The following is a 14,997-nucleotide window of genomic DNA, read 5'->3' as shown; positions in this document are numbered from 1 at the left end:
GACGCGTCGGCGCCTACCGGCGGGGGTGCCACGGGGTCCGCAATGCGGTGCCAGGTCGGAAAAATCCACCTCGTGGGCCTGCCGTGGCCTCACGACCGGCGGGATCGCGGTACGTTTTGCACATGGCAGCCAGCACTTCGCCGAACGCGCCCTTCGGCCAGATGTTGACCGCGATGGTCACCCCGATGCAGGAGAACGGGGACGTCGACTACGACGGCGCCGCCCGCCTCGCCACCTACCTGGTCGACGAGCAGCGCAACGACGGCCTGATCATCAGCGGCACCACCGGTGAGTCTCCCACCACCAACGATGAGGAGAAAGACCGGCTGCTTCGCGCCGTCCTGGACGCCGTCGGGGACCGCGCCACGATCGTCGCCGGGGTCGGCACCAACGACACCCGGCACAGCACCGAGCTCGCCCGCGCCGCCGAGCGGGCCGGGGCGCACGGCCTGCTGACGGTCACGCCCTACTACAACAAGCCCCCGCAAGAGGGACTGATCCGGCACTTCACCGCGATCGCCGACGCCACCGAGCTCCCGGTGATGCTCTACGACATCCCCGGCCGCACCGGAACGCCCATCGCCTCCGAGACCCTGGTCCGGCTGGCCGACCACCCGCGCATCGTCGCCAACAAGGACGCCAAGGACGACATCGGCGCCTCCTCGTGGGTGATGGAGCGCACCGGTCTGGCCTACTACTGCGGCTCCGACATGCTCAACCTGCCGATGCTGTCGGTGGGCGCCTCCGGGTTCGTCAGTGTCGTCGGCCACATCGTGGGTGCCGACCTGCACGACATGATCGACGCCTACGAGAGCGGCGACGTCGCCCGTGCGCTGGCCATCCACCGGCGCCTCACGCCCGTCTACACCGGCATCTTCCGCACCCAGGGGGTCATCACGACCAAGGCGGTGCTGAACATGTTCGGCCTGCCGGGCGGCCCGGTGCGCACCCCGCTCGCCGACGCCTCGGGAGAGCTGCAGACGCTGCTCCGCGAGGACCTGGCGGCGGCCGGAGTCAAGGGCCCGATCGGGCTGGCGCCGCACCAGGCGGTCCCCGCAAGCGTCGTGGGCGTCGAACGGTTGACGGAAGGATCCGCATGAGCCACCCGCACCCCGAACTGGGGCCGCCGCCGCCCCTCGCCGAGGACGCGCTGAGGGTCGTGGCCCTCGGCGGCCTCGGCGAGATCGGCCGCAACATGACGGTCTTCGAGTACCGAGGCCGGCTGCTGATCGTCGACTGCGGCGTGCTCTTCCCCGAGGAGGAGCAGCCCGGAGTCGACCTGATCCTGCCCGACTTCGAGTACATCCGGGACCGGCTGGACGACGTCGAGGCCCTGGTGCTCACGCACGGGCACGAGGACCACATCGGCGCCGTCCCGTTCCTGCTGCGCGAGCGCCCCGACATCCCGCTGGTCGGGTCCCGCCTGACGCTGTCGCTGCTGACGGCCAAGCTGGGCGAGCACCGGATCAAGCCGGAGACGGTGCAGGTGGCCGAGGGGGAGCGGCGCGCGTTCGGCCCGTTCGACCTGGAGTTCTTCTCGGTCAACCACTCCATCCCCGACGCCCTGGCGGTCGGGATCCGCACGCCGGCCGGCAGCCTGCTGCACACCGGCGACTTCAAGATGGACCAGCTCCCGCTGGACGGCCGCCTCACCGACCTGGCCGGGTTCGCCCGGTTCGGCGCCGAGGGCGTGGACCTGCTGCTGTCGGACTCCACCAACGCCGAGGTGCCGGGGTTCGTCACCAGCGAGGCCGACATCGGCCCGGTCATCGACAAGGTCTTCGCCCAGGCCGACCAGCGCATCATCGTGGCCTGCTTCGCCTCGCACATCCACCGGGTGCAGCAGGTCCTGGACGCCGCCAAGGCGCACGGGCGCAAGGTCGCCTTCGTCGGGCGCTCCATGGTCCGCAACATGAACATCGCCCGCGACCTTGGCTACCTGCACGTCCCCGGCGACCTGCTGGTCGACGTCAAGCAGCTGGACGACCTGCGCCCCGAGGAGGCGGTCCTGGTCTCCACCGGCTCCCAGGGCGAGCCCATGTCGGCGCTGACCCGGATGGCCAACCGGGACCACCAGATCCGCATCGAGGAGGGCGACACGGTGCTGCTCGCCTCCTCGCTCATCCCGGGCAACGAGAACTCGGTCAACCGGGTCATCAACGGCCTGACCCGCTGGGGCGCCAAGGTCGTGCACAAGGGCAACGCGCTGGTGCACGTGTCCGGGCACGCCCCCGCCGGGGAGCTGATGTACGTGCTCAACATGGTCAAGCCGCGCAACCTGATGCCGGTGCACGGCGAGTGGCGGCACATGCGGGCGCACGCCGACATCGCCGTGCGCACCGGGATGGCCGACGCGAACGTCGTCATCGCCGAGGACGGCGTGGCGGTGGACCTGCACCGCGGGCGGGTGCGCACGTCCGGCAAGGTCCAGGCCGGCTACGTGTACGTGGACGGCACCTCGGTCGGCGACGTCACCGAGTCCGCCCTGAAGGACCGCCGCATCCTCGGCGAGGAGGGCTTCATCTCGGTCGTGGTGGCGGTCGACTCCAGCACCGGCAAGATCCTCGGCGAGCCGGAGATCCACACCCGCGGCTCGGGGCTGGACGTCGAGGCCTACGACGAGGTGCTGCCCAAGATCCAGGACGCGCTGGACCGGGCCGCCGGCGACGGCGTCACCGACCCGCACCAGCTGCGCCAGCTCGTGCGCCGCTGCATCGGCCGCTGGGTCAACGACACCTACCGGCGGCGCCCGATGATCGTTCCGGTGATCGTGGAGGTCTGACCCCGCAGGGCCGGAGAGGCGAGGAACACCGCGACACGCCCGCCGTCGAGCGCGATGTGCCGCGGTGTTCCTTAGTATGCTGCGCACCATGGCCACCCGTGCGCCCAAATCCTCCCGGCGAGACAGCGGTGGCGCGTCCCGGAGCGCAGGCTCCGGGGGGAAGCGGAAGGCGCCCGCCCGCGGCGGCGCGTCCTCCTCCGGCTCCAGGAAGCGCGCCCCCGCCAAGAAGAGCGCGGCCTCCCAGGGGCCGGTCGCGATGGCCTTCATCGGGGTCGCGCGGCTGCTGCTGCTCCTGTGGAAGGGCCTGGCGCACACCGTGGGCGGGGTGGCCCGCGCGGTCGGGCGCAGCGCCCGCGACCTCGACCCCGACCTGCGCCGCGACGGCCTGGGCATGGTGCTGCTCGCGGCCGGCCTGCTCATCGCGGCCGCCGTGTGGTGGGACACCGGCGGGCCGCTGCCGGAGGCCACCCGCACCGTCGTGGTGGGCGCGTTCGGCACCTTCTCCCCGGTGCTGCCCCTGCTGTTCCTGCCCTTCGCCTGGCGGCTCATGCGCACCCCCGGCGACGGCGACACCGACGTGGGCCGCCTGGCCATCGGCAGCGCGGCGCTCCTGGGGGGCCTACTCGGCCTCATCCACATCGGCCACGGGATCCCGTGGCCCTCCGAGGGCATGGAGCCGGTCCAGCGGGCCGGGGGCCTCATCGGCTTCGCCGCCTCCGGGCCGCTCAGCGCGCTGATCACCCCGTGGGTGACCGGGGTGCTGCTGTGCATGCTCATGGTCTTCGGGCTGCTCGTGGTCACGGCCACCCCCGTGCACCGCATCCCCGAGCGCATGCGGCGGCTCTTCGGCGGCCTCATGGCGCCCGACGACGGCCCGGGCGAGGGCCTGGGGATCCTCGGCGAGGACGGCGCCCAGGAGCGCCCCAAGCGCAAGCGCAAGCCGCGCGCCAAGGCCGCCGGCGAAGGCGGTGAGGGCGCCGAGGGCCCGCTGGGCGGCGAGAACGAGCGGCCCTACGACACCCCGGTGGTGGAGACCGAGCCGCAGTCCGCCGCCGCCAAGGCCGAGGCCAAGACGGCCCCGCCGGAGCCCACCCCGGCCCCGGCCGCCACGGAGCAGCTGTCCATCCCCTCGCGGGCCATCGAGGGCGACTACGACCTGCCGCCGCCGCAGTACCTCAAGCCCGGAACCCCGCCCAAGCCCCGCACCAAGGCCAACGACGAGGTGGTGGAGGCGCTCTCCGGGGTGCTGGACCAGTTCAACATCTCCGCCGAGGTCACCGGCTTCACCCGGGGCCCCACCGTCACCCGCTACGAGATCGAGCTGGGCCCGGCGGTGAAGGTGGAGAAGGTCACCGCGCTGACCAAGAACATCTCGCTGGCGGTCAAGAGCGCCGAGGTGCGGATCCAGTCGCCCATCCCCGGCAAGTCCGCCATCGGCGTGGAGATCCCCAACACCGACAAGGACATCGTCAGCCTCGGCGACGTGATGCGCTCGGCGGCGGCCACCTCCGACGACCACCCCATGCTGGTCGGCCTGGGCAAGGACATCGAGGGCAACAACGTCGTGGCCAACCTGGCCAAGATGCCGCACGTGCTGGTGGCCGGCGCCACCGGTGCGGGCAAGTCGACCTGCATCAACGGGGTCATCACCTCGATCATGACGCGGGCCACCCCCGACGAGGTGCGGCTGATCCTGGTCGACCCCAAGCGGGTCGAGCTGACCATGTACGAGGGCATCCCGCACCTGATCACCCCGATCATCACCAGCCCGAAGAAGGCCGCCGACGCGCTGCAGTGGGTCGTGGGCGAGATGGACCGCCGCTACGACGACCTGGCCGCCTCGGGGTTCCGGCACGTCGACGACTTCAACGCCGCGGTGCGCAAGGGGCAGCTGACCGCGCCGCCCGGGAGCGAGCGGGAGTACGAGCCCTACCCCTACCTGCTGGTGATCGTGGACGAGCTGGCCGACCTGATGATGGTGGCGCCGCGCGACGTGGAGGACGCGGTGGTGCGCATCACCCAGCTGGCCCGCGCCGCCGGGATCCACCTCGTGCTGGCCACCCAGCGGCCCAGCGTGGACGTGGTCACCGGGCTGATCAAGGCCAACGTCCCCTCCCGGCTGGCCTTCGCCACCTCCAGCCTGTCGGACTCGCGGGTCATCCTGGACCAGCCCGGGGCCGAGAAGCTGGTCGGCAAGGGCGACGCGCTGTTCCTGCCAATGGGCGCGGGCAAGCCCATCCGGCTGCAGAACGCCTGGGTCACCGAGAAGGAGATCCGGCAGATCGTCGACCACTGCAAGAAGCAGGCCGAGCCCAGCTACCGCGAGGACGTGGGCAGCGCCGAGGCGAAGAAGAAGGAGATCGACGAGGAGGTCGGCGACGACCTGGACCTGCTGGTGCAGGCGATCGAGCTGGTCGTCACCACCCAGTTCGGGTCGACCTCGATGCTGCAGCGCAAGCTGCGGGTGGGCTTCGCCAAGGCGGGGCGGCTGATGGACCTGATGGAGAGCCGCGGCGTGGTGGGCCCCAGCGAGGGGTCCAAGGCGCGCGACGTGCTGCTCAAGCCGGACGACCTGCCGGGCGCCCTGGCGGAGCTGCGCGGAGAGGGCTGACCGGGGCCCCGCCGCCCGGGGCGTGCCGAACCTCGCGAAGCGGGTCGTTGACGCACTTTTACCCGCACACGGGGTGTGTCTGTTCCCTTGCGGGCCGTAGTGGTTGCACAGTGGAATGGGACGACCACGCGGAGCAGGCGGAGGCGGCGACATGAGCACGATCGGCCAGATCATCGCCGCGGCCCGGGACCGGGCCGGGTACTCGATCCAGGAGCTGAGCGCCCGCACCTACATCAGGGAGTCGGTGCTCGAAGGGATCGAGCGCGACGACTTCGGGCCGTGCGGCGGCGACTTCTATGCGCGCGGGCACATCAAGTCCGTCTGCCGCGAGCTGGGCGTCGCCTCGGCCGACCTCGTCGAGCGCTTCGACGCCGAGTACGCGAGCGGCGCCCCCTCGCCGCTGATGGGCGGGGACGCGGTCCCCACCGTCCACCCCCGGAGGACAGGGGCCGGGCAGGGCGCCGATGACGGCCAGGGTGAGGACGGCCGGGGCGAGGACGGCAAGGCCAAGAGGCGGGACCGGCGGCGGCCCGGCGGTGTGCTCCGCCCCTTCCGGGGCCCCGTCGCAGACGGCCCGAGCGGGCCCGAGGACGCCCGGCCCGAAGGGGCGGCCCCGGTGGACGAGGGCGTGGTGGTCACCCGCGGGCGCCCGTCGGACGGTGCACCGGAGGGCTCCCCGGAGGAGGAGGGGCGGCGCCCGCATGGGGAACGGGCCCCCGAGCCGCATGAGGAGGGCCCGGAGGGCGGTCACGCGGGACGCACCGGACGTGACCGCCGCGAAGCCCGTGACGGGCAGGACCGGAGGAACGCCCCGCCCGCCGGAGGCCCGGGGGAGGCCGGGAGGCGTCCCCGGGTACCGCAGGCGCCCCGGGCGCGCCCGGAGTGGAACGAGAGGCGGGAGAAGCGGGCCGTGCGGCGTCCCCCCACCGGGCCGCGGGAGGACGAGTTCGACGGCGAACTCGACGATGCGCCGTGGAGGCGCCGCTGGGGCACCGCCGCGGCGGGCGCGTCGGCGGCGGTCGGTGCGGGTGCCGCTGCGGGGGCGGCCGAGGCGGGCGGTACGGCCGACGGCGGTATCCACGGCGGTGGGGCCGCCGACGCCCCGGAAGAGGAGGACGGCGCCGGGGACCCCGGCTCCCCGTCCTCGGTCGGGGCCCTCGCGGACCGGGCGCGGCGGCACTGGCCGGTGGCGGTGGTCCTCGTCCTGGTGGTCGCGGCGGTGATCGCGGGGGTGCAGGCCTGGCCGGACGGCGGAGGCGACCGGGCGGCCGGCGAGGAGGTCGCGCGGGAGTCCGGCACGGCGGACCGGGAGGGTGCGGGGGCCGAGACGGACAAGGCGCGGCGCGAGGCCGCGACGACGGCTCAGCCGGCGATCTCCACCACCGTGCGGAACAAGCAGCGCCCGGAGGAGGTGCGGGTCCGGCTCTACGCGCTCCACCGCACCTGGCTCAGTGTCACCGACGGGGACGGGACGAGGATCTACGCCGGGGCCGTGAAGAAGGGCACCACCCGGGTGTGGAAGGACAGCGACGAGCTCCGGTTCCACCTGGGTAACGCAGGCGGCGTCCACCTGGAGGTCAACGGCGTCGAACGGGGCGTCCCGGGAGGACGGGGCCAGGTGAAGCACCTCACCATCTCCGCCGACGACCTGGCCGAGTAGCGGACGCGCCGGGCGGCCCTCTGGTCAGGCGCCGGCGGGGCCGCGGGCCATCGGGGACCCGGTGGTCACGGTGGGTGGCCGAGGGAATGCGCACGTCGTGTGCGCCTTCGGGTGCGGTGGGGGCGTCCCGGGCGACGGGCCACCGATACCGAATCGGTCCACGAAGGCGTCCTCCCTGGTCGGCGCGGGTTCGGCGAGGGCGGGCCGGTGCGGCGCACCGGGGTCGGCGGGGTGCGGCGGGCCTCCCGGACCGGTCATGGTCTTATGCTGTATGTGACAGGTGTCAATGGAACCGGCCACGGGGACGCCCGCGCCGGGCAGCTGTCCCGTTCCGGCGACCCCGGGTCCTCCGCAATCTCTAACCTTGGAAGCTATGTCATCGCGCCGTACCGTTTCGCTCGTCACCCTCGGCTGTGCGCGCAACGAGGTCGACTCCGAAGAGATCGCCGGCCGCCTGTCCGACGGTGGCTGGGAGCTCGTCGACGGCGAGGCCGATGAGAAGGCCGACGTCGTCGTGGTGAACACCTGCGGCTTCATCGAGGCCGCCAAGCAGGACTCCATCGACGCGCTCCTGAGCGCCGCCGAGGGCGGCGCCAAGGTGGTGGCGGCCGGGTGCATGGCCGAGCGCTACGGCAAGGACCTCGCCGAGGCGATGCCCGAGGCCCAGGTCCTGAGCTTCGACGACTACACCGGGATCTCCGAGCGCCTCGACGACGTCCTGGACGGGCGCGCGCTCGTCCCGCACGACCCGCGCGACCGGCGCACGCTGCTGCCCATCAGCCCGGTGGAGCGGCACGGAGGCGACGCCCACGTGCCCGGCCACGGCGCGTTCGCCCCCGCGCCGCTGGACCCCCTGCCCGAGGGGGTGGCCCCGGCCTCCGGCCCGCGCGTCCCGCGCAAGCGCCTGACCGGCGGCCCGGTCGCCAACCTCAAGATCGCCTCCGGCTGCGACCGCCGCTGCTCCTTCTGCGCCATCCCGGCCTTCCGCGGCGCCTACATCTCCCGCCGCCCCGACGACCTCGTCCGCGAGGCCGAGTGGCTGTCCGGGCAGGGCGTCCGCGAGCTCTTCCTGGTCAGCGAGAACTCCACCTCCTACGGCAAGGACCTGGGCGACCTGCGCGCACTGGAGTCGCTGCTGCCGCGCCTGGCCGGCGTGGAGGGCATCGAGCGGGTACGGGTCAGCTACCTGCAGCCGGCCGAGGTCCGCCCCGGCCTGATCGAGGTGCTCACCGGCACCCCCGGCGTGGTGCCCTACTTCGACCTGTCCTTCCAGCACGCCAGCGGCCCGCTGCTGCGCCGGATGCGCCGCTTCGGCGACCGGGAGCGCTTCCTGGAGCTGCTGCGCACCGTGCGCGCCGCGGCCCCCGGGGCCGGCGCCCGCTCCAACTTCATCGTCGGCTTCCCCGGCGAGACCGAGGAGGACTTCGCCGAGCTCACCGCCTTCCTGGAAGAGGCGCGGCTGGACGCCGTCGGCGTCTTCGGCTACTCCGACGAGGACGGCACCGAGGCCGCCGGCCTGGACGGCAAGGTCGACGAGGAGGTCGTCGCCGAGCGCGTGGACCGCCTCAACCGCCTCGCCGAGGAGCTGATGTCCCAGCGCTCCGAGGAGCGCGTGGGCGAGCGCGTCGACGTGCTCATCGAGAACGACCTGGAGGACGGCACCTACGAGGGCCGCGCCGCCCACCAGGCGCCCGAGGTCGACGGCGGCACCCTGGTGCGCGGCACCGGTCTGGCCGTCGGCGACCTCGTGCCCGCCACCGTCGTCGAGGCCATGGGCGTGGACCTGGTCGCCGACGCCGACGCCCTCGACCGCTCCCCGGACACCCGATCCCCGGACACCCGATGAACGCGCAGGAATCCGTGCCCGCCCCCGCGCCCCAGCACCCGCCGGTCTGGAACATCGCGAACGTGCTCACCATGGTCCGGCTGGTCATGGTGCCGCTGTTCGTGGTGCTCATGTTCCTCCCCGAGACCGGGTGGCGCTACGCCGCGTTCGCGGTCTTCGTCGTGGCCGCGGTCACCGACCGCGTCGACGGGGAGCTGGCCCGCCGCCGCAACCTGGTCACCGACTTCGGCAAGATCGCCGACCCGATCGCCGACAAGGCGCTGACCGGCTCGGCGCTGGTCGTACTGTCGCTGCTGGGCGAGCTGTGGTGGGCGGTGACCGCCGCCATCCTGGTCCGCGAGTTCGGCATCACCCTGCTGCGCTTCGCCGTCATCCGGTACGGGGTGATCCCGGCCAGCCGCGGCGGCAAGCTCAAGACCGTGCTCCAGGTGGTCGCGATCGCCGTCTACCTGTTCCCGCTGCCCGAGCCGCTGCACCTGGCGGCCCACGTGCTCATGGGCGCCGCCCTGGCGGTCACTCTGTGGACCGGCGGCGACTACGTGTTCCAGGCCTTCCGGCTGCGCCGCAAGGCCCGCAAGGCGGGCGGCGACGGCGCCGAGCCGGAGGGGGAGGGCTGAGCCCGGCCCCGGGCCGGGACGGGCCGCCCGACGCCGAGCTGCACGCGGCCGCCGAGGCCGCGCTCGCCGCTCTGGGCGCGGCGGGCGCGACCCTGGCCACCGCCGAGTCCCTCACCGGGGGCCTGATCGGCGCCGCCGTCACGGCGGTGCCCGGGGCGTCCGCCGTCTACCGCGGCGGCGTCGTCGCCTACGCCACCGGCGCCAAGGCCGGGCTGCTGGGGGTCCCCGCCGGACTCCTCGCGCGCGAGGGCGCCGTGCACCCCGGCGTCGCCGCGGCGATGGCCGAGGGGGCGCGGTCGGCGCTCGCGGCCGATTTCGGCCTCGCCGTCACCGGGGTGGCCGGACCCGAGCCGCAGGACGGCCGACCGGTCGGCCGCGTCTACGCCGCCGTCGCCTCGCGCACCGCCGTGACCAGGGTGGACCGCCTGGATCTGGACGGCGGCCGGGACGCGGTCCGGCGTGCGACCGCCCTGGCGGCGCTGCGCGCCCTGGCCGCCGAGGCCGCTCGGACCGCCGGGGAATAGGCGGTCCCAGGCCGTTCAAGGCGCCCGAACCGGGGAACAAACCGACACCAAGATCGCGTTACCCCTCCAGCGAACAGCTGGCCATGAGGTGCGACGATCAGGCGGCGGACAGGTACGGTGTTTTTATGATGGTCGCTACCGCTGGGAGGGAGCGCGAATGATGGTCCTGCTTCGTCACCTGCTCGGTGACGTGCTACGGCGGCTTCGGCAGCGACAGGGCCGCACCCTCCGCGAGGTGTCGGCAGAGGCCCGGGTCTCCCTCGGCTACCTTTCCGAGGTCGAACGCGGGCAGAAGGAGGCCTCCTCTGAGCTGCTCTCCTCGATCTGCGGTGCCCTCGGCGTCCCCCTGTCCCAGGTGCTGCGGGAGGTCGCGGACCAGCTGGCGCTCGCGGAACTGCAGGAGGCGGCGATGCTCAGCGGCTCGGTCCCGGCGGAGCCCGTGCCCGACGACCGCCTCGACATCGACCAGGTGCCCGACCGCGTCCCCGACGTGGTGGACATGGTCGGCGTCTGAGGACCCTCCGCCCGCACCGCCGGACGGCGCGCGCAGGGCGGACCGTGTGCGANGCGCCCCCGATGTGTCGGGGGCGCCGCCGATGTGCTTCACCCGTGCTCTCGGGAGCCTCAGCTCATCCAGGCGTCGGGGTCCTCGGCGAGCCGGCGCACGCCGTCGGGGAGCTTCCCGGTGGACAGGTGCTCCAGGTTCACGCTCTCCAGGATCGACCGCTCGCTGGCGCGCAGGGCGATCCAGACCATCTGCAGGTTGCGGGCGGCGCCGTCGTAGTCGACGTCCTCAGGGCGCTCGCCGCGGACGTTGGCCAGGGGGCCGTCCACCGCGCGGATGATGTCGGCCAGGGAGATCTCGGCGGCCGGGCGGGCCAGCCAGTAGCCCCCCACGGGGCCGCGCTGGCTGCGCACCAGGCCGGCGCGGCGCAGCTGGGTGAGGATGTTCTCAAGGAATTTTCCGGGTATGGCCTGGGCGCGCGCGAGCTGTTCGGCCGTAACCGGACCGCCGCTGGCGGCGGAGAGTTCGGCTGCGGCGCGCAACGCGTAATCGACCCGGGCAGAAAGGCGCATGCTGCGATTATGCCGTGAATCGAGGGGAGTCCGGTTCAAAGGGGCGGGGGTGTGGCGCCGCTGCGGGCGGGATCGGGGCCATCGGGGCGCCTCCACTGCTCGTCGTCCTGGGCCGGGGAACGGGGGGCCGGGGCGGTGCCGGAACCGGTCCGCACGCTCCACCCTAGCCGAGCCGGGTCCGGTGGAGGCGGGCGGCAGGGGCGCGTTCCGCCGGTTCGGTGTCCTGCCTCCCTGCCGCCCCGCATCCTCACCGCACCGGGGCCGGGACTCCGCCGAGCAGTTCGGCGACGCTCTGGCCGTTCACCCGGGCGGCGCCGTAGCTGCGCACGTGCGCCCGGCACTCCGGGCGCCACACCGGCAGCCCCATCTCCACCACCACGGCGTCGGGCCGCGCCCGGCACAGCGCCTCCACGAAGTCCCGGGTGTCCGGGTAGCGGTGGGCGTCGCGCACCACCGCCACCAGCGGCCGCCCCTGCGCGCGGGCCAGGACCCGCCGGGGGGAGTCGTGCTCGGCCCGGATCCGCTCGGTCCCGGGGAACCACGGCGACAGCCCCCACGGCACCTCGCCCACCGCGATCCCGGCGGGGGCGTCCAGCTCCACCACGTACGGGTCGGCCAGTTCCTCGGCGGAGGGCAGCACGCCCTCCACCCGCACCGCGCGGCGCGCGCCCTCCAGGCCAGGGGCGGCCGGGGCGTCCGCAGGGGGTGCGGGCTGCCGAGCGGTCCACCGGCGCACCTGCGCGGTGCGCTCGGCCGCCTCCTCCAGCCGGGCGGCGGGCAGCCGCCCGTCGCGGACCGCGTCGGTGACGGCCCGGCGCACCGCCGCCACGTCGTCGGCGTAGCGGAAGCGGCCCAGGCACAGCAGGTCGCACCCGGCCTGCAGGGCGCGCACCGCCGCCTCCGGGACGCCGATGTCGCCGCTGACCCCGTCCATCTCCAGCGCGTCGCTGATCACCATGCCGGTGAACCCGAGCTCGCCGCGGAGCAGGCCGGTCAGCGCGGTGGGGCTGAGCGTGGCCGGGCCGTCGACGTCCAGCGCGGGCAGGGTGATGTGCGCGGTGAGCACCGCCTGCGCCCCCGCCTGGACCGCGGCGCGGAAGGGCCGCAGCTCGCGCTCGCGCAGCACGTCGGCGGGGGCGTCGACCACCGGAAGGTCCAGGTGGGAGTCCTGCGTGGTGGCGCCGTGGCCGGGGAAGTGCTTGGCCGCGGCGGCGATCCCGGCGCTCTGCAGCCCCCGCACGGCCGCGCCGGCGTGCCGGGCCACCAGGTCGGCGTCGGAGCCGAAGGAGCGGGTGCCGATGGTCGGGTTGTCCGCGGCGGTGTTGACGTCCACCGACGGTGCCAGGTCCAGGGTCAGGCCCAGGCCGCGCAGTTCGGCGCCGAGGCCGGCGTGGACCTCCTCGGTCAGGCCGGGGTCGTCGATGGCGCCCAGCGCGGCGTTGCCCGGGTAGTCGCTGCCGGCCGCCTGGCCGATGCGGGTGACGTCGCCGCCCTCCTCGTCCAGGGAGATCAGCGGCGCGTCCGCGGCCTCGGCCAGGGTGCGGTTGAGCGCGACCAGCTCGGCGGGGCCCTGCGAGAGGTCGATGTTGTTGTGGAACAGGCACACGCCGGCCAGGCCGTCGGCGAGTCCGTCCAGGATCCAGCGGGGCGCGGTGGTCGACTCGAAGGGAACCAGAAGCGTGGCGTTGGCGAGGCGGTCCAGGCTCGGATCCGCAGTCATGGAGGCTCCGTTCATTGCGGGTGCGCCGTGCGCGGGCGCGCAGGCGCGCAGAGTGAGGGGGTGCGGACAGGGGAGGGCGCCCGCGCGGGCGGGGCGCCGCCCGCGCGGGCGCCCGGTCCGGCGGCCGCGGGTCAGCCTTTGACCGCGCCCATGGTCAGGCCGGAGACCATGCGCCGCTGCACGAAGAGGAAGAACACCATCACCGGGATGGTCAGCAGCGTGGAGGCGGCCATGATCGCCCCCCACTCGGTGCCGGTCCGTCCGAAGTAGTAGGACAGCGTGAGCGGGAGCGTGTAGAAGTCGGTGCTGCGCCCCAGGAAGGTCAGCGCGACGATGAACTCGTTCCAGGCGGTGATGAAGGCGAAGATGCTGGCCGCGACCAGCCCCGGCGCCACCAGCGGCATCAGGATGCGCCAGAAGATCACCGCGTTGGAGGCGCCGTCGATGGCGGCGGCCTCCTCCAGCTCCTTGGGCACGGCGGCCACGAAGCCCCGCAGCATCATGATGGTGATCGGCAGGGCGACGGCGGTGTAGACGATCAGGATGCCGGTGAGGTTGCCGAGCATCGTCACCCCGGTGGCGTCCTGGATCTGCCGGAAGTTGATGAAGATCGAGATGATCATGGCTTCCATCGGCACCATCTGGATCACCATCAGCAGCACGATGAAGGCGGTGCGCAGGCGGAAGCGGAAGCGCGCCACGGCCACCGCGGCCAGCAGCGACAGCAGCGCCGCCACCAGCACCGAGCCCAGGGTCACCGCCAGGCTGTTGAGCAGGAACTGCCAGAAGCTCACCCCGGGCAGCAGCTCCCCGTTGATCACCCGGTCGAAGTGCTCCAGGGTCAGGGTGCGGGGGAAGACCGACTGGTCGCGGGAGAAGATCTCGCCCTGGGAGCGGAACGCGGTGGCGACCATCCAGTAGACGGGGAAGACCGAGAAGAGCAGGACGGCCGTCCCGGCCAGGTACAGCCCGGCCTTGCGCAGCCGGGCCGCCGGGGAGCGCCGGCGGCGGGGCGCGCGGTGCGTGCGCGGGGCGCGGTTCGCGGGGGGCGCGGAGGTCGCGGTGGCGGTCATCGGGTCTCCCCCTGGCGGATCATGATGCGCAGGTAGTAGGCGGTGACGATGAGGATCATGATGGTCATCACCACCGCGATCGCCGAGCCCATGCCGTAGCTGGGCGGGCTGGCGCTGAACCCCTGCTGGTAGATGTAGTAGCTGAGCAGGTAGACGGACTTGTTCTGGAAGCCGTTGGCGAGGATGTAGAGCTGGGTGAACACCCGCAGGTCCCAGATGATCTGCAGCACCAGCAGCAGCGCGAACAGCGGCCGGAGCATCGGGAAGGTGACGCTCCAGAAGCTGCGCCAGGGGCCGGCGCCGTCCACCCGGGCGGCCTCGTAGAGCTCGGAGGGGATGCTCTTGAGGCCGGCCAGGACCGAGACCGCGATGAACGGGAACGACTGCCAGACGATCACCATGATGAGCACGGCGAACAGCGACACCGGTTCGAGGAACCAGTTGTACTCCCGCCAGCCCGAGCCCACCAGCCAGTCGGGCAGGGCGTCCAGCCCCACGTTGACCAGGCCCCGGTCGGGCATGAACAGCCAGCGGAAGATCAGCGAGGCGCTGATGGCCGGGGTCGCCCAGGCGAGCATCATGCCCACCGCCACCACGGCGGAGAACCACTTGGGCAGCTTGTTGAGCAGGATGCCCACCAGGGTGCCCAGCACCATGGTGATGCCGACCATGAGGCCGGACACCACCACGGTGTTGCGCAGGATCGTCCAGAACTCGGGGTCCGTCAGCAGGCGCCGGTAGTACTCCAGCCCCCGGAACTCGGGGGCGGGCGCGTTCGGCATCAGGTGGCGGGTGGTGAACCCGTGCATCGAGTACCAGACCATCTGCACGATCGGCCAGAGCAGCACGACGGCGAGGATGACCACGGTCGGGACGATGAGCAGGTACGGGGTGCCGATTCTGAGGCGCGGGCCGCGGCGGGGCCCGGGCCCGGCGGGGGCCTCGGGCCCGCCCGCCCGGTCGTCGGGCGGCGCCTTTTCGACGGTCTGAGCCATGGCGGGACTTCTCGATTCGGGTGGCGTAGCGGTCCTGGGGAGGGTGGGGCGGGGCGAGGGGCGGCGGGGCGGCCGTGAGGGGTGGACGGCCG

The 14,997-nt window shown here is 73.3% G+C and carries 12 protein-coding genes; 8 read left to right on the top strand and 4 right to left on the bottom strand.

Annotation, left to right across the window (positions count from 1 at the left end; translation table 11 throughout):
* The first annotated feature begins 122 nt into the window (after positions 1-122).
* The 8 genes from dapA (at position 123) to D450_RS0100670 (ending at position 10,554) form a co-directional block, all read left to right on the top strand.
* Positions 123-1,100 carry a 4-hydroxy-tetrahydrodipicolinate synthase gene (gene dapA / locus D450_RS0100705; protein ID WP_083932516.1) on the top strand — a complete coding sequence of 326 codons (978 nt, stop codon included), beginning with the start codon at positions 123-125 and terminating at the stop codon, positions 1,098-1,100.
* Positions 1,097-2,782 (top strand): ribonuclease J, encoded by a 1,686-nt coding sequence (locus D450_RS0100700; protein WP_017536760.1) that lies wholly within the window; start codon positions 1,097-1,099, stop codon positions 2,780-2,782. The genes dapA and D450_RS0100700 overlap by 4 nt, the downstream gene beginning before the upstream one ends.
* Positions 2,783-2,858: 76 nt before the next feature.
* Positions 2,859-5,393: a DNA translocase FtsK gene (locus D450_RS0100695; protein ID WP_017536759.1), complete on the top strand. Its 2,535-nt coding sequence runs from the start codon at positions 2,859-2,861 to the stop codon at positions 5,391-5,393.
* 151 nt (positions 5,394-5,544) lie between these two features.
* A complete protein-coding gene (locus D450_RS0100690) occupies positions 5,545-7,053 on the top strand; it encodes a RodZ domain-containing protein (RefSeq protein WP_026128305.1) in 1,509 nt (502 codons plus the stop codon).
* Positions 7,054-7,426: 373 nt separating this feature from the next.
* A complete protein-coding gene (rimO, locus tag D450_RS0100685) occupies positions 7,427-8,899 on the top strand; it encodes a 30S ribosomal protein S12 methylthiotransferase RimO (RefSeq protein ID WP_017536758.1) in 1,473 nt (490 codons plus the stop codon).
* Positions 8,896-9,516, top strand: coding sequence for a CDP-diacylglycerol--glycerol-3-phosphate 3-phosphatidyltransferase (gene pgsA, locus D450_RS0100680; RefSeq protein WP_017536757.1), 621 nt, complete (start codon positions 8,896-8,898; stop codon positions 9,514-9,516). Before rimO ends, pgsA begins: the two co-directional genes overlap by 4 nt.
* A 38-nt stretch (positions 9,517-9,554) precedes the next feature.
* The gene (locus D450_RS0100675; RefSeq protein ID WP_083932517.1) at positions 9,555-10,040 is read left to right on the top strand and encodes a CinA family protein; all 486 of its coding nucleotides are present in this window, start codon (positions 9,555-9,557) and stop codon (positions 10,038-10,040) included.
* 157 nt (positions 10,041-10,197) lie between these two features.
* A complete protein-coding gene (locus D450_RS0100670; protein WP_017536755.1) occupies positions 10,198-10,554 on the top strand; it encodes a helix-turn-helix domain-containing protein in 357 nt (118 codons plus the stop codon).
* A 110-nt stretch (positions 10,555-10,664) separates the two neighbouring features.
* Here D450_RS0100670 and D450_RS0100665 read toward each other — a convergent pair whose 3' ends face one another.
* The 4 genes from D450_RS0100665 to D450_RS0100650 all read right to left on the bottom strand — a co-directional run bounded on the left by D450_RS0100665 (position 10,665) and on the right by D450_RS0100650 (position 14,905).
* Positions 10,665-11,117 carry an RrF2 family transcriptional regulator gene (locus D450_RS0100665; RefSeq protein WP_026124281.1) on the bottom strand — a complete coding sequence of 151 codons (453 nt, stop codon included), beginning with the start codon at positions 11,115-11,117 and terminating at the stop codon, positions 10,665-10,667.
* Positions 11,118-11,364: 247 nt separating this feature from the next.
* Positions 11,365-12,837, bottom strand: coding sequence for a glycoside hydrolase family 3 protein (locus tag D450_RS0100660; protein ID WP_017536753.1), 1,473 nt, complete (start codon positions 12,835-12,837; stop codon positions 11,365-11,367).
* A 131-nt stretch (positions 12,838-12,968) separates the two neighbouring features.
* The gene (locus tag D450_RS0100655) at positions 12,969-13,910 is read right to left on the bottom strand and encodes a carbohydrate ABC transporter permease (RefSeq protein ID WP_017536752.1); all 942 of its coding nucleotides are present in this window, start codon (positions 13,908-13,910) and stop codon (positions 12,969-12,971) included.
* Positions 13,907-14,905, bottom strand: a complete 999-nt coding sequence (locus D450_RS0100650; RefSeq protein ID WP_017536751.1) for a carbohydrate ABC transporter permease — start codon at positions 14,903-14,905, stop codon at positions 13,907-13,909. The genes D450_RS0100655 and D450_RS0100650 overlap by 4 nt, the downstream gene beginning before the upstream one ends.
* Positions 14,906-14,997 lie beyond the last annotated feature (92 nt).

The organism is Nocardiopsis halophila DSM 44494 (genome assembly GCF_000341245.1).
In the GTDB taxonomy this organism is placed as follows: domain Bacteria; phylum Actinomycetota; class Actinomycetes; order Streptosporangiales; family Streptosporangiaceae; genus Nocardiopsis_A; species Nocardiopsis_A halophila.
Note: the sequence above shows the minus strand (reverse complement) of the source record. Positions and strands in the feature narration are given on the sequence as shown.